The following is a 24164-nucleotide window of genomic DNA, read 5'->3' on the forward strand; positions in this document are numbered from 1 at the left end:
CGCTGTCTCCGGATCGGGGCCCGGAAGGGAGGTTAGGCCGGGCCGGCGGCGGCGCAAGGGCCTTGACGTCGGTGCGACGGATCATCGACGGTCCGGCCAAGCTCAAGGAGGCTCAATGGGCAAGTTCACGCCTAGTCGCTATACGGCCTTCGCCCTCTGCCTCGCCGGGGCGGTGCTGGGTTTTGCGGTCCTGCCCTGGTGGAGCAAGGGCGTCTATCTGGGGATCGCCGGCGCCGCCTTGAGCGTGCTGGGCGTGATCGACCTGATCCAGACCCGGCATTCGATCCAGCGCAACTATCCGGTGATCGGCCATATCCGCTGGATCGTCGAACTGGTGCGGCCGGAGCTGCGCCAATACCTGTTCGAGGCCGACCAAGAGGCTGCGCCCTTCACCCGCAGCCAACGCAGCCTGGTCTACGAGCGGGCCAAGGGGCTGCCGGCCGAGCAGCCCTTCGGCACCCTGCTGGAGGTCTATCGCAGCGGCTACGAGTTCATCGGCCATTCGACCTGCCCGGCGGCGCATGCGGACCCGGAAAGCTTTCGCGTGACCATCGGCGGCGAGCTGTGCGCCAAGCCCTATTCCGCCTCGCTGTTCAACATCTCGGCCATGAGCTTCGGCTCGCTGAGCGCCAACGCCATCCGCGCCCTGAATGCGGGGGCCAGGAAGGGCGGCTTCTATCACGACACCGGCGAGGGCAGCATCAGCCCCTATCATCGGGAGATGGGCGGGGACATCGTCTGGGAGGTGGCCAGCGGTTATTTCGGGTGCCGCACCGAGGACGGCCGCTTCGATCCGGAGAAGTTCCGCGCCCAGGCGACCACCGACCAGGTGAAGATGATCGAGATCAAGCTCAGCCAAGGGGCCAAGCCGGGTCACGGCGGCATCCTGCCCGCCAAGAAGGTCAGCCGGGAGATCTCCGAGACCCGCGGCGTGCCCATGGGCCGCGACTGCATCTCGCCGCCGCGCCACAGCGCCTTTTCCACGCCGCTGGAGATGATGGGCTTCATCGCCCAGCTGCGCGAGCTGTCCGGCGGCAAGCCAGTGGGTTTCAAGCTGTGCCTGGGCCACCCCTGGGAACTTATGGCCATCGTCAAGGCCATGCTGCAGACCGGCGTCCGACCGGACTTCATCGTCGTCGACGGCGGCGAGGGCGGCACCGGCGCCGCGCCGGAGGAGTTCAGCGACCATGTCGGCGCGCCGATGCGGGAAGGCCTGTTGTTCGTTCACAACACCCTGGTGGGCGCGGGCCTGCGCGGCCAGATCAAGATCGGCGCGGCCGGGCGGATCGTCAGCGCCTTTGACATCGCCTGCGTGCTGGCGATCGGCGCCGACTGGGCCAATGCGGCGCGGGGCTTCATGTTCGCCATCGGCTGCGTGCAGTCGCTGAGCTGCCACACCAACCACTGCCCGACCGGGGTGGCGACCCAGGACCCGGGGCGCCAGAAGGCGCTGGTGGTCACCGACAAGGCCGAGCGGGTCTACAACTTCCACCGCAACACCCTCAAAGCCCTGGCCGACATGCTGGCTGCGGCCGGGGTCGAGCGGCCGGAAAAGCTGGGGCCGCATCATCTGGTGCGCCGGGTCAGCGCCACCGAGGTCCGACAATTCGCCGATCTGCACACCTTCCTGCCGGCGCGGTCCCTGGTGGACGGCGCCTGTCAAGACAGCTTCTATCGCACCAACTGGGACCGGGCGTCGGCCGAGAGCTTCGACCCGGTGATGGCCTGAGCCCTGGCGCCGCAGGCCCGTCGGCCCAATATGCACGCAAACACAACAAGGGAAGGGCGCCCATGACCCTCGATCGACGCGGAATTCTTCTTGCCGGCGCAGCGCTCGCCGTGACGCCGGGCCTGGCCCTGGCGACGCCGGCCGATCCGATCCTGCACAAGGTGATCGAGACGGGGCCGCGGACCGATAAGGAAAAGGCTCGCGACAAATATCGCCACCCTGAGGAATCCCTGAATTTCTGGGGCTTGAGGCCCGGCCAGACTGTGATCGACGTCAATCCGGGCGGCGGCTGGTGGACCGACATCATCGCGCCCTTCCTGGCCCAGACCGGGGGCCACTACATCGCCGCCACCGCCGACCTGAACGATCCCAAGGTGAGCGAGGAGGACAAGCGCGAGCGGCGGTCCATCGAGGCCAAGTATGTGGCCAATCACGCGACCTTCGGCGACGTTGCGGTTGCGGGCTTTGGCCCGCATTCGGGAGCGTTGGCGCCGGCGGGCAGCGTCGACTTGGTGCTGGTCTCGCGCGAGACCCACAACTGGGTCGGGCCGTTCATCCAGAAGGCGTTCAAGGACTTCCACGCCGCCCTCAAGCCCGGCGGGGTGCTGGCCATCGAGGATCATCGTGCGCCAGAAGGCTCGGACCCGGCCAAGGGAAACGGCTACATCCCGGAAAGCTACGTCATCGACGAGGCCAAGAAGGCCGGCTTCAAGCTGGTCGCCCGCTCGGAGATCAACGCCAACCCCAAGGACACCAAGGACTATCCCTTCGGCGTCTGGACCCTGCCCCCGACCCGCCAATCGGCCCCGGACGGCAAGCCGCCGAACCCGAACTTCGACCACAGCAAGTACGACGCCATCGGCGAGAGCGACCGCATGACCCTGAAGTTCGAGAAGGTTGGCTGATCAAAAGCTTGGCGGGGTGCAGGCGCTGATGATGCGGCAGGGTTCTTCGCTGACGCATCGGAAGCGGTGGGGGCGGCGGCTGTCGAAATAGTAGGCCTCGCCGGGGCCGAGCACCCGCCGCTGATCGTCGACAGTGACCTCGATGCGGCCGGCGATCACCACCCCGCCTTCCTCGCCCTCGTGGGTCAGGGGTATGCGGCCGGTGTCGGCGCCCGGCTCGTAGCATTCGACCAGCATTTGCAGGGCGCGGCCGGAGAGGTTGCGGCCGACCTGGCGATAGGAGATCGACCCCTTGCCGATCTCCACCAGATCGCCGGCGCGGTAGAAGACCTGGCGGTCGCGGTCGGGCTCCAGGGCGAAGAAGTCGGCCAGGCCGATCGGCACCGCATCCAGGATCCGCTTCAGGGCCCCTACCGAGGGGTTGGTGCGGCCGGACTCGATCAACGAGACGGTGGAGTTGGTGATACCGGCCTTCTTCGCCAGCACCCGTTGGGACAGGCCCGCCCGTTCGCGCACATAGCGCAGCCGCTCGCCGACCTCGAACTCCACCCGCGCCTCCGACCCCGTGTTGTAGGTGTTGAATATATCGCAACACCTGGAAAATCGCCCGCGAAATTCAAGGCCTTGCAGACGCGAAGAAAACGCCTTGTGGCTGGCGGCGCATCGCGGTCTCCTTCACGCAACAGGAGACTTCCCCATGACCGCCTCGACCAACGCGCCCAAGCTCGATCGCTACTGGATGCCGTTCACCGCCAACCGGCAGTTCAAGGCCACCCCGCGCCTGCTCGCCGGAGCCGAGGGCATGTACTACACCAGCGACGATGGGCGTCGAATCCTGGACGGGACCGCGGGGCTTTGGTGCGTCAACGCCGGCCACGGTCGGCGCGAGATCGCCGACGCTGTGGGGCAGCAGCTGCGCGAGCTGGACTATGCGCCGTCGTTCCAGATGGGCCATCCGATCGCCTTCCGTTTCGCCGAGGAACTGGGCGATATCGCCCCGGGCGGGCTGGACCGGGTGTTCTTCACCAACTCCGGCTCTGAGTCGGTCGACACGGCGCTGAAGATCGCGCTCGCCTACCAGAAGGCCATCGGCCAGCCGGGGCGGACCCGGCTGATCGGTCGCGAGCGCGGCTATCATGGGGTCGGGTTCGGCGGGATCAGCGTCGGCGGCCTGGTCAACAATCGCCGCACCTTCGGGCCCCTGCTGCCTGGGACCGACCACCTGCGCCACACCCACGATCCTGCGAAGAACGCCTTCACCAAGGGCCTGCCGCAGCACGGCGCCGAACTGGCCGACGATCTGGAGCGGCTGGTGGCGCTGCACGGCGCCGACACCATCGCCGCGGTGATCGTCGAGCCGGTCGCGGGTTCGACCGGGGTTCTCCTGCCGCCGGTCGGCTATCTGGAGCGCCTGCGCGAGATCGCCACCCGCCACGGCATCCTGCTGATCTTCGACGAGGTGATCACCGGCTTCGGGCGCCTGGGGACGCCGTTCGCCACCGAATATTTCAGGGTCAAGCCGGACATCGTGACCACCGCCAAGGGCCTGACCAACGGCGCCATCCCCATGGGCGCGGTGTTCGCCAGCCGCGAGGTGCACGACGCCCTGGTGCAGGGGCCGGAGGGCATGATCGAGCTGTTCCACGGCTACACCTATTCCGGCCACCCGGCCGCCTGCGCCGCGGGCCTGGCGACCCTGGAGATCTATCGGCGCGAGGGCCTCCTGACCCGCGCCGCCAGCCTGGCCGCCCACTGGGAGGAGGCGGTGCATGGCCTGAAGAGCCTGCCCAACGTGATCGATATCCGCACCATCGGCCTTGTGGCCGGTGTAGAGCTGGCGCCGCGCGAAGGGGCGCCGGGCAAGCGCGGCTACGACGTGTTCGTCGACTGCTTCAACCATGGCCTGGGCGTTCGGGTCACCGGCGACATCATGGCCCTGTCGCCGCCCCTGATCGTCGAACCGGCTCAGATCGACGCCATGGTCAACATGCTGGGCGAGAGCATCGCGCGGGTGGCCTAGCTTCGCCCGGGGAAGCCGGTCTAAGCTCGGTTCCGCGACAGCGAGGGGCCGGGCTTGAAGAGCTTTAAGACCATCTACGACCGCGCCGCTGAGCGCAAAGGCGGCGAGGCGGTGCTGAAAAGCTTCCTGCCGCTGGAGAAAGCGCACGGGAATCCTGCGACTCTCACGGACGATCGGATCCTGGCGCAGATGACCCAGCGGATATTCTCCGCCGGCTTCGTCTGGAGCGTGATCGAGGCCAAGTGGCCGGGGTTCGAGGAGGCCTTCCTGGGCTTCGATCCGCCGGCCCTCCTGGGTCAGTTCGACGAGTTCTGGGAAAGGCTCTGCAGCGACAAGCGCATCGTACGCAATCCGCAGAAGATCATGTCGGTGCGTCATAACGCGGGTTTCGTCGTCGAGCTGGCGCGGCAGCACGGCTCGGCCGGCCGCTTCTTGGCCGAATGGCCGGCGGACGACCAGTTGGGCCTGTTGAAGGTGCTGGCGGATCGGGGATCGCGCCTTGGCGGGCGCACCGGCTTCTATTTCCTGCGCTTCGTCGGGCGCGACAGCTTCATTCCGTCCAAGGACGTGGTGGCGGCGCTGCGCGACGCCGGCCTCGACATCGCCGACGAACCGACGTCCAAAAAGGACATGGCCAAGGTCCAGGGCCAGTTCAACGCCTGGCATGACGAGACAGGGCTGCCCTTGACCCACATCTCACGCATCCTGGCGATGTCGATCGGCGACAACTATTCGCCGGAAACCCTGAGGGAGAGGGCTGGCCGCGATGAGTAGGGCGATCGCGGCGGCGGTCCGCGACTACCGTGAACTGGCGCGCCGGCGACTGCCGCACTTCCTGTTCGAATATATCGACGGCGGCGCCTATGACGAGATCACTCTGCGCCGCAACATCGAGGACCTGCAGGCCATCGCCCTGCGCCAACGGATTCTGTGCGACGTCTCGCGTATCGACCTGACGACCCGCCTGTTCGGCCAGGACATGGCCATGCCGATCGGGCTCGCGCCAGTGGGCCTGGCCGGCATGAACGCCCGCCGCGGCGAGGTGCAGGCGGCGCGGGCGGCCGAGGCGGCCAAGGTCCCGTTCTGCCTTTCGACCGTTTCGCTATGCGCCATGGACGAGGTGGCGGGGGCGCTGAAGCGGCCGTTCTGGTTCCAGCTCTACCTGATCAAGGACCGCGGCTTCGTGCGCGACATGCTGGCCAAGGCCAAGGCGCTGGGGTGTTCGGCCCTGGTGTTCACGGTCGACCTGCCGACGCCGGGCGCCCGCTATCGCGATGTGCGATCCGGCCTGACCGGCGCGCCCGGGCTGGCGGGGGAAGTTCGGCGGGCCTGGCAGATCGCGCACAAGCCGGGCTGGGCCTGGGACGTGGGCGTCAACGGCCGGCCGCATCAGCTGGGCAACATCGCCTCGGCCCTGGGGGCCAAGAGCAGCCTGCGCGATTTCCTGGGCTGGATCGGCCAGAACTTCGACGCCTCGGCCAATTGGCGCGACCTGGAACAGATTCGCCAAGCCTGGGATGGCCCGTTGATCGTCAAGGGAATCCTCGATCCTGGCGACGCCGTGCGGGCCGCAGATCTCGGAGCGGACGGGATCGTGGTCTCCAACCACGGCGGGCGGCAACTGGACGGGGTGCTCTCCAGCGCCCGGGCTTTGCCGCCAATCACCGAGGCGGTGGGCGGGCGGCTGACCATCCTGGCCGATGGCGGGGTGCGCTCGGGCCTCGATGTGGTTCGCCTCCTGGCCCTAGGCGCTCAGGGCGTCCTGATCGGCCGGGCCTGGGCCTATGCGCTGGCCGGAGCAGGGCAGGCCGGCGTATCCCATGTGCTGAGCCTGATGGCGGCCGAGATGCGCGTGGCCATGGCCCTGACCGGTGTGACCAAGATCAACGAGATTGACCGAAGCAGCCTGGCGGAGGGCTGATCCTCGCCTGGCGACCTATTGCTGCTGTTGCTGCTGTTGCTGCTGCTGAAGCTGCTGGTCGTAAAGCATGTCCTGGGTGCGCCGGCGTCGGTCGGCGGTGGTCAGCGACGGCCGGGTCAGCCGCATGTATTCGGGCTCGGCCATGGCGGCCCGGGCCCGCCTGACACTGACCGCGACCATCAGTTCGCTGTCGCAGTCGCCCTTGAACACTCCGCGCGAGGGCGGCACGTCGCCGTAGTCACGGCCGACGGCGACCGTCACGTGCCGCTCGCCGGCCACGACGTTGTTGGTGGGGTCGAAGCCGACCCAGCGCAGGGAGGGCAGGAACACCTCCACCCAAGCGTGGGTGGCGTCCGGGCTGGAGCGATCGCCGCCCTCCGATCGGTCGGTGAACAGGTAGCCGGAGACATAGCGCGCCGGCACGCCCCAGGCGCGGCAGACGGCGATCATGATGTGGGCGAAGTCCTGGCAGACGCCGCTGCCGGCCTCCAGCGCGTGATCGATGGGGCTGTCGGCGTCAGTGATCCCGGGCTCGTAATCGAAGGCCTCGTAGAGGGCGCGGCACAGGCCCTCTATCGCCGTCAGAGGGTCCTGGCCGCTTGGGTCCTCCAGACCATGGGCGCGCATGAACTCGGCCAGGGCCGGGGTCATCACGGCAAAGCCGGTCGGATGCAGGAAGTCGAAATATTCGCCCCGCACATGCTCGCTGCGCAGCCGGTCCCATTCACCCGGGTCCAGCTTGTCGGGCAGGGGCGGCGGCGGCTCGGTCTCGACGGTGGCCCGGGACTCGATCGCCAGGCGGTCGTGCGGCTGGGGCACGTCGAAGTGGTAGACGGCGTTGCCGAAGGCGTCGACATAGCTGAACAACTGGGCCGCTGGGTCGATCTCGAGCTCGAAACTGATCAGCCTCTGGCGGGCGCTCTTCTGCGGCTGGACCCACAGCTCCATGACGCTGGCGCGCACCGGCTCGGCGTAGTGGTACTGGGTCAGGTGACGGATTTCGAGCAGCATCAGGCCGGCAGCCTCTGTTCGAGCGGATAGTCGATGAAGGTCTCGTAGATGGCGTGGTGGATGCGCGAGCACTCCGCCACGACCGCGCCCAGTATGGCGCCGGCGCCCTGGCCCTCGTCCATGTCGGCGAATTCCAAGCGGGCGTTCAGGCGCCCGGCCAGGCGTTCCGGCGCGGCCTTGCCCTGGAAGGCCGACCGCGGCGCCAGGCGGTCGAGATAGTCCTGAATGCGCGCGGTCGAGAACCGGATCGAGCGCGGGAAGTCCTCGTCATAGAGCAGGAACTGCAGCACGTGCTGGGGGTCGATCTCGGCGGTGTAGACCTTGAGGTAGGGCTCCAGCGCGCAGGCCATGCGCAGCACCGCCATCTGGGCCATGTGCTCGGTGAGGCCCGGCCGGCCGGCGCCGTCGCCAAAGCAGACGTCCAGCAGGCGCGCGATCCTCTGGGCGCGCTCGAGGTGCACGCCCAACAGCAGGAAGCGCCAGCCCTCGCCATGGCTCATGGTGGCGTCGGCGGCGCCTTTGAACAGGTGCAGGTCGGCGATGATCCCGTGCAGATAGTCCGAGGATCCCTGGGCGAATTCGTGCTCGGCGGCGGGGTCGGTGATCCGCAGGTAGAGCAGGTTCAGCCGCTCCCAGGTCTCGGTGGTGATCTGGTCGCGCACCTGGCGGGCGTTTTCCCGCGCCCGGGCCAGGGAATTGACCACCGAACTCAGGTCTTCCCGGTCGAACAACAGGCTGCGCACGGCGCCGAGCGCGGTTTGGCTCTCGCCCAGGGGCTCGCGGTCCTCGATCGCGGCGAGGGCGATATGGGCGACGATGTCCGAAGCCTCGCTGTCGTCGAGGGTCGCGGTCAGCATCACTTCGCCGATGCGGCTGAGATGCTCGGCGCGCTCTACGTAGCGGCCGATCCAGTAGAGGCTGTCGGCCACGCGGGCGAGCATCATGCGCCATGGTCTCCGTCGGCCAGCACCCAGGTGTCCTTCGATCCTCCGCCCTGGCTCGAATTGACAACCAGCGAGCCACGCTTCAGCGCGACGCGGGTCAGAGCGCCGGGGGTGACCACCACCTTGTTTCCCGAGAGGATGAACGGCCGCAGGTCCACGTGGCGAGGCTCGATGTCGCCGTCCACCAGGCAGGGGGCGGTGGAGAGCTGGATGGTCGGCTGGGCGATGTAGTTGGACGGGTCGTGCTTCAGGCGCTGGGCGAACTCGTCGCGCTGGGCCTGGGTGGCGTGCGGTCCGATCAGCATGCCGTAGCCGCCCGAGGCGCCCACCTCCTTGACCACCAGCTTGTCCAGATTGGCCAGGACGTGGCTCAGCTGGGCCGGCTCGCGGCAGAGGTAGGTCTCGACATTGGGCAGGATGGCGTCCTCGGCGAGATAGTAGCGGATGATCTCGGGCACGTAAGCATAGACCGCCTTGTCGTCGGCGACCCCGGTCCCAGGGGCGTTGGCGATCACCACATTGCCGGCGCGGTAGGCGTTGAACAGGCCGGCTATGCCGAGGGAGGAGTCTCGACGGAATGTCAGGGGATCGATGAAGTCGTCGTCGACGCGGCGATAGATGACGTCGATGCGTTTCAGGCCCTCGGTCGTGCGCATGTAGACCATGTTCTCATGCACCACGAGGTCACGGCCCTCGATCAGGGGCGCGCCCATCAGGCGGGCCAGATAGGCGTGCTCGTAGTAGGCCGAGTTGTAGACCCCGGGGGTCATCACCACGACCTGGGGATTGGGCCGCCAGTCCGCAGCGAGGCTCTTCAGGGTGGCCAGGAGCAGGTCGGGGTAGCGCTCAACCGGGCGCACGCCGGCGGCCCTGTAGGCGTCGGCGAAGGTGCGCTTGGCCGCATCGCGATTGGCCAGCATGTAGCTGACTCCGGAGGGAACCCTGAGATTGTCCTCCAGGACCGCGAACTCGCCCTTGCCGTCGCGGATCAGGTCCGAGCCGCAGACATTGACATAGGCGTTGTGCGGCACGAACAGGCCGCGCATCTCGCGGCGATAGGACGGCGCGCCAAACACCAGTTCGCGCGGCACGATTCCGTCGGCCAGGATCTTCTGGTCGCCGTAGATGTCGGCCAGGAAGTGGTTCAGGGCCCGAACCCGCTGAATCAGGCCCGCCTCGATGCGCCGCCACTCGGCCGCCGGGATGATCCGAGGCAGAAGGTCGGTGGGGATGATCCGCTCGGTGGTGTTCTCAGCGCCATAGACGGTGAAGGTGATGCCTTGCAGCAGGAACGACTGCTCCAGGGTCTTCTGCCGCTCGGCCAGTTCGGCGGGGGTCAGGGTGGCGAGGCGGCTTTCCAGCGCTGCATAGTGTGGGCGGACCGCGCCGTCGGGGGCGAACATCTCGTCGTAGAAGCGGTCCGGGCGATAGCGCTCGGGTGTCAGCGAGCCTCGGGACGACCCGACGATCCTTAGTCTTTCCACCGCGTCCACGCTCCGCGTCGCTGGCATTCCGTACCCGTCGTCAGCTCATCTACTGATCCGGCAGGCTAGGCGTTCTCGGCACGAAATCATCAAATCGCGAGTGAAGACAATCGAGCTGATGAGCGGCGCCTAAAAAGTGAGCGGGCGGCGCCCGAAATCGATGGTTGTGGGCGTCAGAGGCGTGGTGACAGCCGCTCGTCGCCCGGCTAAATCCGGAGATAGGGGTGCGAAAACGGATTTGTTGAGGTCGCGGTCGCCCCTGACGTGTGATTCTTGCTCTAAATCAGACGATTAGAGCCTGATCCATGCCCTGTAAGGCGGTGCGGGCCGGCCGGCGGGGAGCTCGCCCGGAGGAGCAGGGTTTGGCGGCTGTGCGGATTGTCGGAGGCGCTTTGGGCGCGGGGCTGGGCCTGGTGGCCGTGCTCGCGGTCGTGCCGGCAGAGGCTGCGCCGAAGTTCGATGTGCGCGGGGTCGAGGACCGGAGCCTCCGCAATCTGATCCAGGAGGCGATCGGCTCGGCGGCTGCTCCGACCACGACGCGGCTGGAGGCGCGCCGGAGGGCGACCGAGGCGGGCGAGCGGGCGATCGCCGTGCTGCGTTCGGAAGGCTATTACGACTACGAGGTCACCCCCGATATCGGCGAGGGGGACACGCCCCAGCCCTTCATCAGGGTGACGCAAGGGCCGCGCAGCAAGATCGCCAACCCCCACATCGAATGGATCGACGCCCCGCCGGCCGCCGAGGTCCAGGCGGCGGCCGAGAAGGCGATGGCGCTTTCGCCCGGCGCGCCGGGACGGGCCGAGGACGTGATCGCCGCCGAGGGGCGCATCGTCGCCACCCTGCAGAAGAGCGGTTACGCCGACGCGGACGCCCGGCCTCGGCAGGTGATCGTCGACCACGCCGACCAGACCGTGCAGCCCGCCTATCGCATCGCTGCGGGTGGGCTGGTGCGCATGGACGGGGTGGAGTTGAAGGGGGCCAGCCGCACGCGCCTCGCCTGGATCCGCAGCCTGGCGCCCTGGAAGGCCGGCCAGGTCTATCGGCCCAGGGACGTGGCGGTGCTCGAGCGACGGCTGACCGACACCGGCGCCTATGACTCGGTGACTGTGGCGCTGGCGCCGTCTGCTGACGCAAAGGACGGGCGGCGACCGGTTGTGGTCAGTCTGGCCGATCGGCCCAAGGGCACGCTGGAACTGGGCGCCAGCTATTCGACCACCGAGGGCGCCGGCGTCGACAGCCGCTGGATCGTCTATAACCGCCTGGGCTTCGCCGACACCCTGACCACCAGCCTGGTGGTGGCGCAACTGGACAGCCGCGCACAGGTCGAGCTGGCCCTGCCGGACTGGCGACAGCCGGAGCGGACCTTGAAGCTTACCGCGGCGCTCTACCGGGACGACACCACCGCCTATCTGTCCCAGGGCGCGGTCATTTCCGCCGACCTGACGCGCAAGTACAGCAAGATTTCTTTCCTGACCTACGGCCTCTCGGTCGACGGCTCGGAGACCGACGAGAAGGAGGCGGCGAACCTCGTCACGCTCAACCGGCGACGGAACCTGGCCACCCTGGCCGGGCTGGTGGCCTTCAATCTCGACAAGTCCAACGATCCCTTGAACCCCACGGCGGGCTGGCGGATCAGCGCCAGCGCCCAGCCGACCTACGCCGTCGGTGACGGTCCGGTGGCGTTCCTGAAGGCCTGGGTGCAGGGCTCGGCCTACCTGCCCCTGGGCGGCGACAACACCGTGATCGCCAGCCGCGCCAAGATCGGCTCGATCTTCGGCGGGAATATCCCGCTGGTGCCGGCGCCGTCACGCTTCTATGCGGGCGGCGGCGGGTCGGTGCGCGGCTACGCCTATCAGGCGGTGGGTCCCCGCTATCCCGACAATACCCCGGAGGGCGGGCTGTCGATCGTCGAGGCCTCGGTCGAACTGCGCCAGCATATTAAGGGGCCCTGGGGCGTGGCGGCCTTTATCGATGCAGGCGCAGCGGGCAAGCAGGTCAATCCCGACTTCACCCACCCCGATATCGGGATCGGGCTCGGCCTCCGCTACAACCTGGGCTTCGGCCCGATCCGGGTGGACATCGGCACGCCCCTGGTGCGGCGGAACGGAGACTCTCCGGTCCAGCTGTATCTCAGCATCGGACAGAGCTTTTGAGCGGGCCAGCCGACCAGGAACCGACCGCGGCGTCCAAACCGCCGAGGCGTGGACCGAAACCGCACCACTATGCGGCGGCGGTGATGAGCCTGATCGCCTTCATCGCCCTGGCCGGGATGGCCCTGGTTCGCTTCGGCGTGCTGACCGACTGGGGTCGCGAGTATGTCGTGAGCCGATTGGATGGCCTCGATCTGGGCTCGCTCGGCAAGCTGAGGGTGTCGGGGTTGAAGGGCGACCTGTGGACCGCCTTCGACCTGCAGCGGTTGGCGGTCGTCGACAGCCAGGGGGCGTGGATCGAGGTCAATAACCTGCGTGTCGCCTGGAGCCCCTTGGAGCTGATCGACCGGCGGGCGCACATTGAATTTGCGGCCGCCGACCTGGTGAAGCTTTCCCACCGCCCGACCCTCGGCGGCGGTGGCGGAGGCGGCGGAAGGCCGCTGGTGGTGAGGATCGACCAGTTGCAGACGCGGCTCGAGACCCTGCCGGCGGTCAGCGTCGAACGGGGGCTGTTTCAGCTTGCGGGTGATCTGGTCCTCGAGCCGGACGGTGGCGTAGCCGGCGACGTGGCGGCCCAGAACCTGCTGCACCAAGGCGATGGGTTGACCGCCAGTTTCGACCTCGGCGTCGGACGCAAGGTTCGGTTGGACGCTCACGCCCACGAGGCGCGCGGCGGGGCCATGGCGGGGGCGCTGGGCCTGGCGACCGGCCTGCCGTTCAGGCTGGATGCTACCGCGGCGGGCGATGTCGACGTCGGCCAGCTGAAACTTGCGGCCCTGGTCGGAACCCAGCCGATCGCCGGGGGAGACGGGACCTGGACCCGCAAGGGCGGGGTGGCGCGAGGCTGGGTGTCGCTGACCGCCTCGCGCTGGACCGAAGGCTACCGGGCGGCGTTCGGCCCGCGGCTCGACTTCGTGGTGCAGCAGGCTCAGGTGAAGGGGTCGCTGAAGCAGATCGACGCCCGGCTCTTTGCGGACAACGCCAGCTTGTCGGCCAACGGCGTGATCGATGCGGTGAAGGTGCGCGCCAGCGACGGGATAAAGCTTCAGGCCCAGATCGCCGATCTGTCCAAGCTGGTCGCCCAGCCATCGGTCGGGCCGGCGCGGCTGTCCGGGGAGGTCAAGGGCGCCCTGGGCGACTGGGACTTGCACGGCCAGGTCAGCCTGAGTCGGGTCCAGGCGGCCGGGTATGGCCTGGAGCGGTTCGGCGGGCCGCTGACCCTGTCCAAGCATCATCGCGAGCTTCGCCTTGCGGTGGCCGGCGAGGGCTACGGCGGCGCAGGGGGCGGGGTATTGGGCGATCTGGCCGGCCCGCGGCCACGCGCTCAGCTCGATGCGTCCCGGTTGGCGGACGGCCGGCTGATGTTGCGGACGCTGAGCCTGGACGGCGCCGGGATCAAGCTCACGGCCAGCGGCGGCAAGGGCCTTTTGGGCGACCTCAGTCTGAAGGGCGTAGCGCAACTGCCGAACCTCGGCCTGGTGCGCAGCGGCGCCAAGGGGCGGGCGGACCTGACCTGGGCGGCGTCGCAGGGTCGCGCCGGGCAGGCCTGGAAAATCGGCTTTACCGGAGATGGCGCGCAGGTGACGCTCGGTCAGGAGCAACTGGATCACCTGCTGGGCGAAAAGCCGAAGCTGGCCGCTTCGGGGAACTGGTCCAACGGCGCCCTGGCCCTGGAGCAGGTGGAGCTGACCGGGGCGTCGGCGCGGGCCGGCGGCTCGGGCCAGATCGGCAAGGACGGGGCGATCCGGCTGGTCGGCGACTGGTCGGCTTCCGGGCCGCTGGGGTTCGGCCCCCTGGAGATCGACGGCAAGGCGCGCGGCTCGGCGATGATCGGCGGAACGCTCGCCGAACCCAGGGCGGATTTGGGCGCCGACCTGGAGCGGCTGGATCTGCCGCAGTTGGTGCTGACGGGGGTTCGGGCGACACTGAACCTGGGCAAGGGGCCTCAGGGTGTTGCGGGTGTCTTCAACCTGACGGCGGCCGAAGCCACCGGCCCGGCGCATGCGCGGGGCGGGTTCGAGCTCACCGGTGGCGGATTGTCATTCCACGACCTAGACGCTCAGGCCGGGGGAATCGCAGTCAAGGGCGCGGTCGGCTTGCATGGCGGCGAAGTCGTCAGCGCCGACCTTGCCGGCAGCGCAGGACCCGGCGCCTTCCTGGCCGCAGGCCACGCCGATGGCCGGATGACGCTGAGCGGCGGCCAGGCCGACGAGAGCCTGACAGCCCAGGACCTCACGCTGAAAGGTCAGGCGGGCGTGATCCATAGCCTGGCGCTCAAGGCCGCTGGACCGGTCGACCAGTTGCCCTACACGGTGGCGGCCGAGGTGCAGACCGACCAGGCGCCGTTCAAGATCAATGGCGGCGGCGTGGCGAACCGATCTGGGCGGGCCCTGGCGCTGAGCTTCAGCGGGACCGGCCAGCTGCGGCGCCTGACTTTCAAGACCGCCAGCCCGGCCCGGATCAGCCTGGACGGCGATCGCCGTTCGGCGGACCTGGACCTGGCGCTGAGCGGCGGCCACGCGATTATCCAGGCGCAACAGGATGGCGCGCGCCTCGACGCCAAGGCGGCCATGACGGGGGTGGATCTCGCAGCCCTGGGCGAGGATCTGGCCGGGCGGTTCGACGCCGATCTCGACCTGAGCGGCGAGGGGCCCCGGCTGGATGGCCGGCTCAAGGCGCACTTGAAGGGCGCGCGCAGCCGCGACGCGCCGGCCAAGCTGGCGATGAATGGCGAGATCGACGCCGCCTTGGTCGGACCGCAGTTGACCGTCGACGCCGCCGTCACCGGCTCCAGTTCAAACGACCAGGCCCAAGTGCATGCGGTGTTGCCGGCGGAGGCGGCGGCCCAGCCGTTCCGCTTCGGTGTCGTCGACTCCAAGCCGATCGCCGGCCAGTTTCAGGTCAATGGGGAGTTGCAGCCGGTCTGGGACCTCTTCTTCGGCGACGGTCGCGAGCTGGGTGGGCGACTGGCCGCCAGGGGCTCCCTGGCCGGCACGCTGAAATCGCCTCAGGTGAGCGGCGAGGGCAGCCTGGCCAACGGCCACTTCGAGGACGCCGCCACCGGGCTGAAGCTGCGAGCGATCAACGCCGAAGCTGTGTTGTCGGGCGAGACCCTGGACGTGCAGCGGTTCGCCGCCAACGACGCCCACGCCGGAACGCTTATCGGACAGGGGCGGCTGGAGATGGGCCCGGGCGGCTCCAGCACCCTGACCCTGACCGCGCACGGCTTCCAATTGCTGGACAACGAAACCGCCAAGGCCACGGCCAGCGGCCAGGTGACGGTGGTGCGGGACGCCAAGGGCCGGGCCAGACTGTCGGGCGGCCTGACGATCGACCGGGCCGACATCTCGGCGGAAACCTCTCGCGCGCCCCCCGGGGTGGTGACCATGGACGTGGTCGAGCGCAACCGGCCGTTCTCGATGAACCAGGGCCTGCAGGCGGCGCCTGTCAACGGGCCGTCTCTGGACCTCGATGTCAGCATCACGGCGCCCCGGCGGATCTATGTCAAAGGCCTGGGTCTGGACGCCGAACTGTCGCTGAATGCGAGGGTGGTGGGCTCGACCAGCAACCCGCAACTAGAGGGTACGGCCAGGATCGTGCGCGGCGACTACGATTTCGCCGGCAATCGCTTTGCGATCGACGACCGCGGGGTGGTCTATCTGGCCAGCAGCGCGGACAAGATGCGCCTGGACCTAACCGCAACCCGCGACAACCCGACGCTGACGGCGATCATCCGCATCCAGGGCACGGCGGCTAAGCCGCAGATAACCCTGACCTCGACTCCGACCCTGCCGGACGACGAGGTGCTGTCCCAGGTGTTGTTCGGCCAATCGGCGGCGCAGCTGTCGCCGGTGCAGGCGGCCCAGGTGGCGGCTGCGGTGACCACCCTGGCCACCGGCGGCGGCTTCGACGTCATGGGTGGGCTGAAGAACTTCGCTCGGCTGGACCGGCTGGCGCTCGGCGGCGGCGACGCGGCCAGCGGAGTCACCGTCTCGGGCGGCAAGTATATCGGCAGCCGGGTCTATCTCGAGGTGACCGGCGGCGGGCGGCAGGGCCCCTCGGCCCAGGTCGAAATCAAGGCGACCCGGTCGCTGTCATTGATCTCGCAGGTCGGCGGGGAATACGGCGCCAAGCTGACCGTTCGCTGGCGCCACGACTACGGGCGGCCCAAGGCCCAGAAATAGCCCGGGCGCCCGGAGATCAGTGCGTGATGCGCGGCCGCAGGTGGTAGTGGCCGTCTTCGAACCCGTCGAAGATCAGCGAGGTATGCGGGTGTGCGACCGGTTCGCCGGTGTCGTCGGGCAGCAGGTTCTGCTCGGACACATAGGCGGTGTAGGTGCCTTCGTCGTTCTCAGCCAGCAAGTGGTAGAACGGCTGGTCCTTCCGCGGACGGATGTCCTCGGGGATCGAGGACCACCATTCTTCGGTGTTGGCGAATTCGGGGTCCACGTCGAAGATCACGCCGCGGAAGGGAAAGACCCGGTGGCGGACGACTTGGCCCAGCGCATATTTGGCGAGTCGGGTGTTCATGACGGGGTAAACCATACACATTCCGCCTAACTGGAAAATGAACGGAAGCGACCATATCCCGTTTAGGTCACCGCCCTTCCTGCGACAGATTCGACTTGCTACAGTTTGGCCTAGCCCGTCTTGGCGCAGCCCCGCAGAGCCCGGATTTTGATTAATGTCTGACGCGACCGCGTCCAGAGAGCGTCGCCGGAGCCAGGATCAGAGCTCTTTCTCCCCGGCGGTGATTCGCCCGACAGGCGGGCTCTACGCCGCGCTGGATCTGGGCACCAACAACTGTCGCCTGCTGGTCGCGACGCCTGCGCGAGGCGGGTTTCGCGTCGTCGACGCCTATTCGCGAATCGTTCGCCTGGGGGAGGGGCTGTCGCAGACCGGTCGGCTGCAGCCCGCGGCGATGGAGCGGGCGATCGCCGCGCTCGCGGTCTGCGCCGAGCGGTTGAAACGGCGCGGCGCGCCGGAGCTGAGGGCTATCGCCACCCAGGCCTGCCGTTCCGCCGAGAACGGCGCCGAGTTCATCCAGCGCGTGGCGCGAGAGACCGGCATCGAGCTGCAGATCATCTCGCCGCGGGAAGAGGCCCGGCTGTCGGTGGCCGGTTGCCTGACCCTTTTGGACGCGACCGCCGATGCAGCCCTGGTGCTGGATGTCGGCGGCGGCTCGACGGAGCTGTCTTGGGTGGACCTTCGCGGCCTGAGTGGCGACGCCGGCGGGCGGTTGACCGGCATGCCGCCGATCAAGGCCTGGCTGTCCATTCCGATCGGCGTGGTCACCCTGGCCGAGCACTTTCCCGAGCAGCGCCCGGGCGAGCAGGGCTGGTATCGCCAGATGGTCGAGGAGGTGAAGGGGCGCATTCAGGATTTCCCCCATGCCGAGCCTCTGCGCCAGGTCTTTTCCGAGGGGCGAGCCCACCTCGTCGGCACCTCCGGGGCTATCACCAGTCTGGCCGGCATCCATCTTGGACTGGCGCGCTATGACCGCGCGCGCGTCGACGGCCTGTGGCTGACGCATGAGGAGTGCGAGGCCACCGCCGAACGCCTGCTGAGCCTGGATCCGGCCGAGCGCGCCGCTCAGCCCTGCATCGGGCCGGACCGCGCCGACCTGGTGCTGGCAGGGGCGGCGATCCTGCAGGCGGTGCAGGAACTGTGGCCCTGCGCACGGGTGCGCGTGGCGGACCGTGGCCTGCGCGAAGGCGTGCTCTTGTCGCTGATGGCCGAGGCTTCGGGCCGGCGTCGCCGCCGCCGTCGCCGGGGCAGCGCGGCGGCCAAGGCGCTTACATGAGCGAAGACCCGCCCAAGCGGCGCCTGGTGCGCCCTCCCAGCAGGGGAAACGAAGTCGGCCAGGCCCGCGCCGCCGTGCGCCTGAAGACGGCCAAGGACCGCACCCCCTCGTCGCAGGCCTGGCTGCAGAGGCAGCTCAACGATCCCTTCGTGGTCGAGGCCAAGGCCAAGGGCTATCGCTCGCGCGCGGCCTTCAAGCTGACCGAGATCGACGACCGCTTTCACCTGCTGAAAAAGGGCGTGCGGGTGATCGACCTCGGCTGCGCCCCCGGCGGCTGGGTGCAGGTTGCTCTGGAACGCGGAGCCGCGGCGGTGACGGGGGTGGACCTGCTGCCGGTCGAGCCCCTCCCGCCGGCGCAGCTGTTCGAGATGGACTTCACCGATCCCGCCTGCGGCCCGCGCCTGATCGAGGCCCTGGGGGGCGCGCCGGACCTAGTGCTCTCGGACATGGCCCCCAACACCATCGGCCATAAGCGCACCGACCATCTGCGGATCATCGGCCTGATCGAGGCCGCCGCCGAGTTCGCCGTCCAGGTCCTGAAGCCCGGCGGCGCCTTCGTCGCCAAGGCCTTCCAGGGCGGGGAGACGGAGGCTGTGCTGAAGCTGCTGAAGGCCCATTTCGACAGCGTGAAGCACGTCAAACCTAAGGCCAGCCGGGCGGAAAGCTCGGAGCTCTATCTGGTGGCGACCGGGTTCAAGCGATAGGGCCAACCAGCAGCTCGTGGGCGTCCTCGAAGCCCTAGTGACAATCACACCCTTTCCTTTGCGGCCGCCCCCGGTTATAGGCGGCCCGCAAAATGGAGAGTCTCATGGAGATTCGCGAAGGCCTGACCTTCGACGACGTTTTGCTCGAACCCGGCCCCTCCGAAGTCATGCCGGGCGATGTCAACACCGCGACGAAGTTCACACGCGAGATAAAACTGAACATCCCGATCGTGTCCGCCGCCATGGACACGGTGACGGAAAGCCGGCTGGCCATAGCCATGGCCCAGGCCGGCGGCCTCGGGATATTGCACCGCAACCTCTCGGTCGAAGAGCAGGCCGACCAGGTGCGCGAGGTCAAGCGCTACGAGAGCGGCATGGTCATCAATCCGGTGACCATCCATCCGGACACCACGCTGGGCGAGGTGCGGGCGATAACCGCCCGCCGGCGCATCTCCGGCTTTCCGGTGGTCGAGCCCGGCACCAACAAGCTGGTCGGCATCCTGACCAACCGGGACATGCGCTTCGAGACCAATCCGGACATGCCGGCCTCGGCGCTGATGACCAAGGACCATCTGGCGACCTTGCGCGAAGGCGCGAGCCTGGACGAGGCGAGGGTCTTGCTGCGTAGCCGCAAGATCGAGCGGCTGATCGTGGTCGACGACGAGGGCCGCGCGGTCGGCCTGATCACCGTGAAGGACATGGACAAGGCCCAGGCCCACCCCTCGGCGGCCAAGGACCTGCAAGGGCGCCTGCTGGTCGGTGCGGCCTCGACCGTCGGCGACGCCGGCTACGAGCGCTCCATGGCCCTGGTCGACGCCGGGGTCGACGTGGTGGTGATCGACACCGCCCACGGCCACTCGGTGCACGTCGCGCGCGCGGTCGAACGGGTCAAGCGCGAGAGCAACCGGGTTCAGGTGGTGGCTGGCAACGTCGCCACCTATGAGGCGGCCAAGGCCCTGATCGACGCCGGCGCCGACGCGGTCAAGGTCGGCATCGGCCCAGGCTCGATCTGCACCACGCGGATCGTGGCCGGAGTGGGCGTGCCCCAGTTGACGGCGATCCAGGATTCGGTCCGGGCGGCGGGGGCCTCCGGCGTGCCGGTGATCGCCGACGGCGGCATCAAGTATTCGGGCGACCTGGCCAAGGCCATCGCCGCCGGGGCCTCGACGGTGATGATGGGCTCGATGTTCGCCGGCACCGAGGAGGCTCCGGGCGAGGTGTTCCTGTACCAGGGCCGCTCGTACAAGGCCTATCGCGGCATGGGGTCTGTGGGCGCCATGGCCCGGGGCTCGGCCGACCGCTACTTCCAGAAGGAGGTCACGGACAGCCTGAAGCTGGTGCCGGAAGGCATCGAGGGTCAGGTGGCCTACAAGGGCCAGATCGGCGCGATCATCCATCAGATGGTTGGCGGCCTTCGCGCGGCCATGGGCTATGTGGGAGCGCCTGACGTGGAAAGCTTCCAGCAGCGCGCCCGCTTCATCCGCATCACTGGCGCGGGCCTGCGCGAAAGCCACGTGCATGACGTGCACATGGTGCGCGAGGCGCCGAACTATTCTGCGCCGACTTGAGTATCCGGGGCTCATCCGAGCCCCAAAAGCCGCTCATCCCCGCGAAGGCGGGGTCCAGTTTCATTCGCCAACCTGTGTGGGCTGGCCTCTGGATCCCGCTTTCGCGGGGACGAGCGCTATTCTTATCTCATCGCGCCGACCGGGCGCGGAAGGGGACTGAGGTTTGCGTGACGGCGGCAGGGTGGCGGCGGCGATCGCGGTCATCCAGGACATGGACGAACGCCACAAGCCAGTGAAACTGGCCCTGAAGGCCTGGGGCGACGCCAGCCGGTTTGCGGGCGCCAAGGACCGCGCCTTCGTCTCCGGCCTGGTGCTGGACGCCCTGCGCCGCCGTCGTTCCCTGAGCGCGCGGATGGGCGGGGAGGGGCCGCGGGCGGCTGTGCTGGGCGCCCTGGCCTTTTCGTGGAACTGGCCGACAGCGCGGATCGCAGAAGCCGCGGCCGAGGCCCCACATGGTCCGGGTGCGCTGACGCCGGAGGAAGTGGCGAGTCTGGGTGGAGCCCCGAGCGAGGTGGCGGCGACCGACTATCCCGACTGGCTGGAGCCGCATCTGGCCCGCGTGTTCGGCGAAAACAGGGCCGCCGAGGCCGCAGCCCTGTCGGCCCGCGCGCCGATCGACCTCAGGGTCAACCGGCTGAAGACCGATCCGGTGCGCGCACTGAAGGCGCTGGAGCCCCTTAGGGCGCGGCCCACGGGCCTGATGGCCGACGCCCTGCGCATCGAGGCGCCTGGCCCGGCCGACCGCGCCCCGCCGGTCGAGGCGATCCCTGAATTCGGCAAGGGCTGGTTTGAGGTGCAGGATCTGGGCTCGCAGGTCGCCGCTGCTGCTGCGGGAGAAATCCGCGGCCAGCAGGTGCTGGACCTCTGCGCTGGGGGCGGTGGCAAGACCCTGGCCCTGGCGGCGGCGATGGGAAACACCGGCCAGCTCTATGCTTATGACGCCGACGGCCGTCGCCTTGCCGACACGGTGCGGCGGGCCGAGCGCGCCGGCGTGCGTAACCTGCAGGTCCGCACTCCGTTGAGGCCCGATCCGCTCGCCGACTTGCCGGGCAAGATGGACCTGGTCTTCGTCGACGCCCCTTGCACCGGCTCGGGCACCTGGCGGCGCCATCCCGACGCCAAGTGGCGGCTGACCCCGGCGCAGCTGGAAAAGCGCATGGCCGAGCAGGACGCCGTGCTGGAAGAAGCGGCCAAGTACGTCAAGCCTGGCGGGCGGATCGTCTATGTCACCTGCTCGCTGCTGGCCGAGGAGGACGAGGATCGCGTCGCCGCTTTCCTGCAAGGCCATCCGGGATTTGTGACCATCGACGCTCTGGAGCAGATTGCGGCTTCCGGCCAAGCCGACATCGCCGCCCTGGCCGAACGCCGAACCGGCGGCCATTTCCTGCGCCTGACCCCACTTTCCGCCTCCACCGACGGGTTCTTCGTCGCGGTCCTGAGGCGCGCAGCGTGACGCCGGCGTATCCGCAGACTATGACCCCGCCCAACTCAGCCGACGAAGGACGCCCATGACCGAAGCCCCCCGCCACGACCGCGTCCTGATCGTCGATTTCGGCAGCCAGGTGACCCAGCTGATCGCCCGCCGGGTGCGCGAGAGCGGCGTCTATTGCGAGATCCACCCCTTCGACAAGGTCGGCGACGACTTCCTGAAGGCCTATGCGCCCAAGGCGGTGATCCTGTCCGGAGGGCCGGCCAGCGCCCATGAGGAGGACAGCCCGACCCCGAATCCGACCCTGTTCAAGCTGGGGGTGCCGGTGCTGGGCATCTGCTACGGCGAAATGGCCATCTGCGCGGCCATGGGCGGGACAGTGGAAGGCGGCCATCACCGCGAATTCGGCCGGGCCGACATCCGCATCGCCACCGAGACGCCGCTGCTGGCCGGTCTGGGCGATGTGGGCGACCTGGAGCCGGTCTGGATGAGCCACGGCGACGTGATCACCGCCATCCCCGAGGGCTTCCACGTGGTGGCCACCTCGGAGAACTCGCCCTACGCCGCCATCGCCGACGAGGGCCGGCGGATCTATGGCGTGCAGTTCCACCCCGAGGTGGCGCACACGCCCCGCGGCGCGCTCCTGCTGCGCAACTTCACCCACACCATCGCCGGCCTGTCCGGCGACTGGACCATGGCCGCCTTCCGCGCCGAGGCGGTGGCCCGCATCCGCGAACAGGTGGGCGAGGGGCGGGTGATCTGCGGCCTGTCCGGCGGGGTCGACAGCTCGGTGGCGGCGGTTCTGATCCACGAGGCGATCGGCGACCAGCTGACCTGCGTCTTCGTCGACACCGGCCTGTTGCGGATGAACGAGGCCGAACAGGTGGTGACCCTGTTCAGAGATCACTATAACATCCCGCTAATCCACGTTGATGCGTCAAAGGAATTCCTCGGCGAGCTGGAGGGCGTCTCCGAGCCGGAGGCCAAGCGCAAGATCATCGGCAGGGTGTTCGTCGAGACCTTCGACCGCGAGGCGGCCAAGATCGAGGGCGCGGGCTTCTTGGCCCAGGGCACCCTCTATCCCGACGTGATCGAAAGCGTCTCGGCCCGCGGCGGCCCTTCGGTGGTGATCAAGAGCCATCACAATGTCGGCGGGTTGCCCGAGCACATGAAGCTGAAGCTGGTCGAGCCCCTGCGTGAGCTGTTCAAGGACGAGGTCCGCGCCCTGGGCGTCGAACTCGGCCTGCCGCCCGCCTTCGTCGGGCGCCACCCGTTCCCTGGGCCGGGCCTCGCCATCCGCATCCCGGGCGAGATCACCCGCGAGAAGGTGGCGACCCTGCAGCAGGCCGACGCCATCTATCTCGACGAAATCCGCAAGGCCGGCCTCTATGACAGCATCTGGCAGGCCTTCGCCGTGTTGTTGCCGGTCAAGACCGTAGGCGTCATGGGCGATGCCCGCACCTACGAGGACGTGCTGGCCCTTCGCGCCGTCACCTCCACCGATGGCATGACCGCCGACTTCTTCGAATTCCCCTGGCCGGTCCTGGCCAGGACGGCGACCCGGATCATCAATGAAGTCAAAGGTGTGAACCGGGTGGTTTACGACGTCACTTCAAAGCCGCCCGGGACGATCGAGTGGGAGTAGGCAACTATTCGGCGTTTTCAAAATCGAGGCTTCGGTCGCGTACTCGGAGATCGTAGTCGCCTGGCGCCGTCTCGGTCACGAGGGCGGCTTTGCCTGGCCCGTCGAGTTTAAGCCACTCGAGTCCTTCCTCGAAGTTCAGCACTGCAGGTTGCCGATCATGCACTGCGGCGACCTCAGGTCCTGGCGGCCCGGTGATGAAGGCGAAGCTTTCGAGCGGCTCTGATTGATCTGACGGATGGCATACATCCCAGATCCCGGCGAGGTAGCGAACCTCGTCGAACGCCTCGTTCGCAGCCCATGTCGCCTCCCAGCGCCGTTTTGGCGTCCCTCTTTTCCAGCCCGGGGGTTCGTCGTATTCGATAAAGGACGTGATCGGGACAAGAACCCGTCGGCGGCGGTATGCTTCGCGAAAGGCTGGCGCGGTATCGACGGTCTCGATGCGGGCGTTGGTGCACATGTTCCGCCACGCTGAGACCGGCCCCTTGTGGAAGAAGGGAACTAGCCACCAGCGTCGCTCAATTGATTCGAGACCTTCGGCAGGATTTGCTGGATCGAGCGGCCTCAGGAGCGGCGCACGGTTTGTCGGCTTGATTGGCTGGTTGAGAGGCCGGTTGGATCTCGGTTCTCGGCGCACCACGGGTGTCCGGCCAGTTCCATGCAGCTTCCACCAATCGTCAACGTTGATCCTGATCTGGAATTCGTTGCACATGAGGATTCCCGGTTCAGAGGCCGATCCACGCGGGACTCTTCAATCCGTCCGATTTGCCCCAGAGCCGAACATAACGAGAGCGGCATCGCAAACAACGCAGGCGAGCTGCAATCCACCACAGGCTGTGGCCACGATGCTTCCA

The 24164-nt window shown here is 68.2% G+C and carries 18 protein-coding genes; 12 read left to right on the plus strand and 6 right to left on the minus strand.

Features of this window, described 5'->3' with window-relative positions; translation table 11 throughout:
- Positions 1–115: 115 nt before the first annotated feature.
- Both KCG34_RS02615 and KCG34_RS02620 read left to right on the plus strand, forming a co-directional pair.
- Positions 116–1729, plus strand: a complete 1614-nt coding sequence (locus KCG34_RS02615; RefSeq protein ID WP_211938850.1) for an FMN-binding glutamate synthase family protein — start codon at positions 116–118, stop codon at positions 1727–1729.
- A 62-nt stretch (positions 1730–1791) separates the two neighbouring features.
- Complete coding sequence (locus KCG34_RS02620; RefSeq protein ID WP_211938851.1) at positions 1792–2634, plus strand: class I SAM-dependent methyltransferase; 843 nt, start codon at positions 1792–1794, stop codon at positions 2632–2634.
- On the opposite strand, the gene KCG34_RS02625 is transcribed toward KCG34_RS02620, so the two are convergent.
- A complete protein-coding gene (locus tag KCG34_RS02625) occupies positions 2635–3183 on the minus strand; it encodes a type II toxin-antitoxin system RelB family anti-toxin (RefSeq protein WP_211938852.1) in 549 nt (182 codons plus the stop codon).
- A 148-nt stretch (positions 3184–3331) separates the two neighbouring features.
- On the opposite strand from KCG34_RS02625, the gene aptA reads away from it, so the two are divergent.
- Genes aptA through lldD form a run of 3 tightly spaced genes read left to right on the plus strand, consistent with a single transcriptional unit; the run spans position 3332 to position 6575 of the window.
- Positions 3332–4654, plus strand: coding sequence for an omega-aminotransferase AptA (gene aptA, locus KCG34_RS02630; protein ID WP_211938853.1), 1323 nt, complete (start codon positions 3332–3334; stop codon positions 4652–4654).
- 54 nt (positions 4655–4708) lie between these two features.
- Positions 4709–5428: a DNA-3-methyladenine glycosylase I gene (locus tag KCG34_RS02635; RefSeq protein WP_211938854.1), complete on the plus strand. Its 720-nt coding sequence runs from the start codon at positions 4709–4711 to the stop codon at positions 5426–5428.
- Positions 5421–6575 carry an FMN-dependent L-lactate dehydrogenase LldD gene (gene lldD, locus KCG34_RS02640; RefSeq protein WP_211938855.1) on the plus strand — a complete coding sequence of 385 codons (1155 nt, stop codon included), beginning with the start codon at positions 5421–5423 and terminating at the stop codon, positions 6573–6575. The genes KCG34_RS02635 and lldD overlap by 8 nt, the downstream gene beginning before the upstream one ends.
- Positions 6576–6590: 15 nt before the next feature.
- On the opposite strand, the gene KCG34_RS02645 is transcribed toward lldD, so the two are convergent.
- From KCG34_RS02645 to KCG34_RS02655, 3 genes are read right to left on the minus strand one after another with little or no spacing between them, the layout of a single operon-like run.
- Positions 6591–7586 carry a transglutaminase family protein gene (locus tag KCG34_RS02645; RefSeq protein ID WP_211938856.1) on the minus strand — a complete coding sequence of 332 codons (996 nt, stop codon included), beginning with the start codon at positions 7584–7586 and terminating at the stop codon, positions 6591–6593.
- Positions 7586–8530: an alpha-E domain-containing protein gene (locus KCG34_RS02650; protein WP_211938857.1), complete on the minus strand. Its 945-nt coding sequence runs from the start codon at positions 8528–8530 to the stop codon at positions 7586–7588. The genes KCG34_RS02645 and KCG34_RS02650 overlap by 1 nt, the downstream gene beginning before the upstream one ends.
- On the minus strand, positions 8527–9933 hold the full coding sequence (locus tag KCG34_RS02655) for a circularly permuted type 2 ATP-grasp protein (RefSeq protein WP_249138379.1): 1407 nt from the start codon (positions 9931–9933) through the stop codon (positions 8527–8529). Before KCG34_RS02655 ends, KCG34_RS02650 begins: the two co-directional genes overlap by 4 nt.
- Positions 9934–10385: 452 nt before the next feature.
- Here KCG34_RS02655 and KCG34_RS02660 point away from each other — a divergent pair, with 452 nt between their 5' ends.
- Together KCG34_RS02660 and KCG34_RS02665 are read left to right on the plus strand one after the other, a co-directional pair.
- Positions 10386–12167, plus strand: coding sequence for an autotransporter assembly complex protein TamA (locus KCG34_RS02660; protein WP_249138380.1), 1782 nt, complete (start codon positions 10386–10388; stop codon positions 12165–12167).
- 83 nt (positions 12168–12250) lie between these two features.
- Entirely contained in the window at positions 12251–16348 is a 4098-nt protein-coding gene (locus KCG34_RS02665) for a translocation/assembly module TamB domain-containing protein (RefSeq protein ID WP_211938860.1), read from the plus strand.
- Between the two features lie 16 nt (positions 16349–16364).
- On the opposite strand, the gene hspQ is transcribed toward KCG34_RS02665, so the two are convergent.
- Positions 16365–16694, minus strand: a complete 330-nt coding sequence (hspQ, locus tag KCG34_RS02670; protein WP_211938861.1) for a heat shock protein HspQ — start codon at positions 16692–16694, stop codon at positions 16365–16367.
- Between the two features lie 154 nt (positions 16695–16848).
- On the opposite strand from hspQ, the gene KCG34_RS02675 reads away from it, so the two are divergent.
- From KCG34_RS02675 to guaA, 5 genes are all read left to right on the plus strand, one after another.
- Complete coding sequence (locus tag KCG34_RS02675; protein ID WP_211938862.1) at positions 16849–17967, plus strand: Ppx/GppA phosphatase family protein; 1119 nt, start codon at positions 16849–16851, stop codon at positions 17965–17967.
- On the plus strand, positions 17964–18671 hold the full coding sequence (locus KCG34_RS02680) for an RlmE family RNA methyltransferase (RefSeq protein WP_211938863.1): 708 nt from the start codon (positions 17964–17966) through the stop codon (positions 18669–18671). Before KCG34_RS02675 ends, KCG34_RS02680 begins: the two co-directional genes overlap by 4 nt.
- A 104-nt stretch (positions 18672–18775) precedes the next feature.
- On the plus strand, positions 18776–20239 hold the full coding sequence (guaB, locus tag KCG34_RS02685; protein WP_211938864.1) for an IMP dehydrogenase: 1464 nt from the start codon (positions 18776–18778) through the stop codon (positions 20237–20239).
- A gap of 163 nt (positions 20240–20402) precedes the next feature.
- Complete coding sequence (locus tag KCG34_RS02690; protein WP_211938865.1) at positions 20403–21692, plus strand: RsmB/NOP family class I SAM-dependent RNA methyltransferase; 1290 nt, start codon at positions 20403–20405, stop codon at positions 21690–21692.
- A 55-nt stretch (positions 21693–21747) separates the two neighbouring features.
- Positions 21748–23313: a glutamine-hydrolyzing GMP synthase gene (gene guaA / locus KCG34_RS02695; RefSeq protein WP_211938866.1), complete on the plus strand. Its 1566-nt coding sequence runs from the start codon at positions 21748–21750 to the stop codon at positions 23311–23313.
- A gap of 4 nt (positions 23314–23317) precedes the next feature.
- Here guaA and KCG34_RS02700 read toward each other — a convergent pair whose 3' ends face one another.
- Positions 23318–24022 (minus strand): SOS response-associated peptidase, encoded by a 705-nt coding sequence (locus KCG34_RS02700; protein WP_211938867.1) that lies wholly within the window; start codon positions 24020–24022, stop codon positions 23318–23320.
- Between the last annotated feature and the right edge of the window lie 142 nt (positions 24023–24164).

Source organism: Phenylobacterium montanum (assembly GCF_018135625.1).
Taxonomy (GTDB): Bacteria; Pseudomonadota; Alphaproteobacteria; order Caulobacterales; family Caulobacteraceae; genus Poindextera; species Poindextera montana.

Excerpts from the sequence above, each read along its gene's own strand:
- KCG34_RS02615 (WP_211938850.1), top strand. The coding sequence starts at position 116 with ATGGGCAAGTTCACGCCTAGTCGCTATACGGCCTTCGCCCTCTGCCTC.
- KCG34_RS02620 (WP_211938851.1), top strand. The coding sequence starts at position 1,792 with ATGACCCTCGATCGACGCGGAATTCTTCTTGCCGGCGCAGCGCTCGCC.
- aptA (WP_211938853.1), top strand. The coding sequence starts at position 3,332 with ATGACCGCCTCGACCAACGCGCCCAAGCTCGATCGCTACTGGATGCCG.
- lldD (WP_211938855.1), top strand. The coding sequence starts at position 5,421 with ATGAGTAGGGCGATCGCGGCGGCGGTCCGCGACTACCGTGAACTGGCG.
- KCG34_RS02645 (WP_211938856.1), bottom strand. The coding sequence starts at position 7,586 with ATGCTGCTCGAAATCCGTCACCTGACCCAGTACCACTACGCCGAGCCG.
- KCG34_RS02650 (WP_211938857.1), bottom strand. The coding sequence starts at position 8,530 with ATGATGCTCGCCCGCGTGGCCGACAGCCTCTACTGGATCGGCCGCTAC.
- KCG34_RS02655 (WP_249138379.1), bottom strand. The coding sequence starts at position 9,933 with ATGTTCGCCCCCGACGGCGCGGTCCGCCCACACTATGCAGCGCTGGAA.
- KCG34_RS02665 (WP_211938860.1), top strand. The coding sequence starts at position 12,251 with ATGAGCCTGATCGCCTTCATCGCCCTGGCCGGGATGGCCCTGGTTCGC.
- hspQ (WP_211938861.1), bottom strand. The coding sequence starts at position 16,694 with ATGAACACCCGACTCGCCAAATATGCGCTGGGCCAAGTCGTCCGCCAC.
- KCG34_RS02675 (WP_211938862.1), top strand. The coding sequence starts at position 16,849 with ATGTCTGACGCGACCGCGTCCAGAGAGCGTCGCCGGAGCCAGGATCAG.
- KCG34_RS02680 (WP_211938863.1), top strand. The coding sequence starts at position 17,964 with ATGAGCGAAGACCCGCCCAAGCGGCGCCTGGTGCGCCCTCCCAGCAGG.
- guaB (WP_211938864.1), top strand. The coding sequence starts at position 18,776 with ATGGAGATTCGCGAAGGCCTGACCTTCGACGACGTTTTGCTCGAACCC.
- guaA (WP_211938866.1), top strand. The coding sequence starts at position 21,748 with ATGACCGAAGCCCCCCGCCACGACCGCGTCCTGATCGTCGATTTCGGC.
- KCG34_RS02700 (WP_211938867.1), bottom strand. The coding sequence starts at position 24,022 with ATGTGCAACGAATTCCAGATCAGGATCAACGTTGACGATTGGTGGAAG.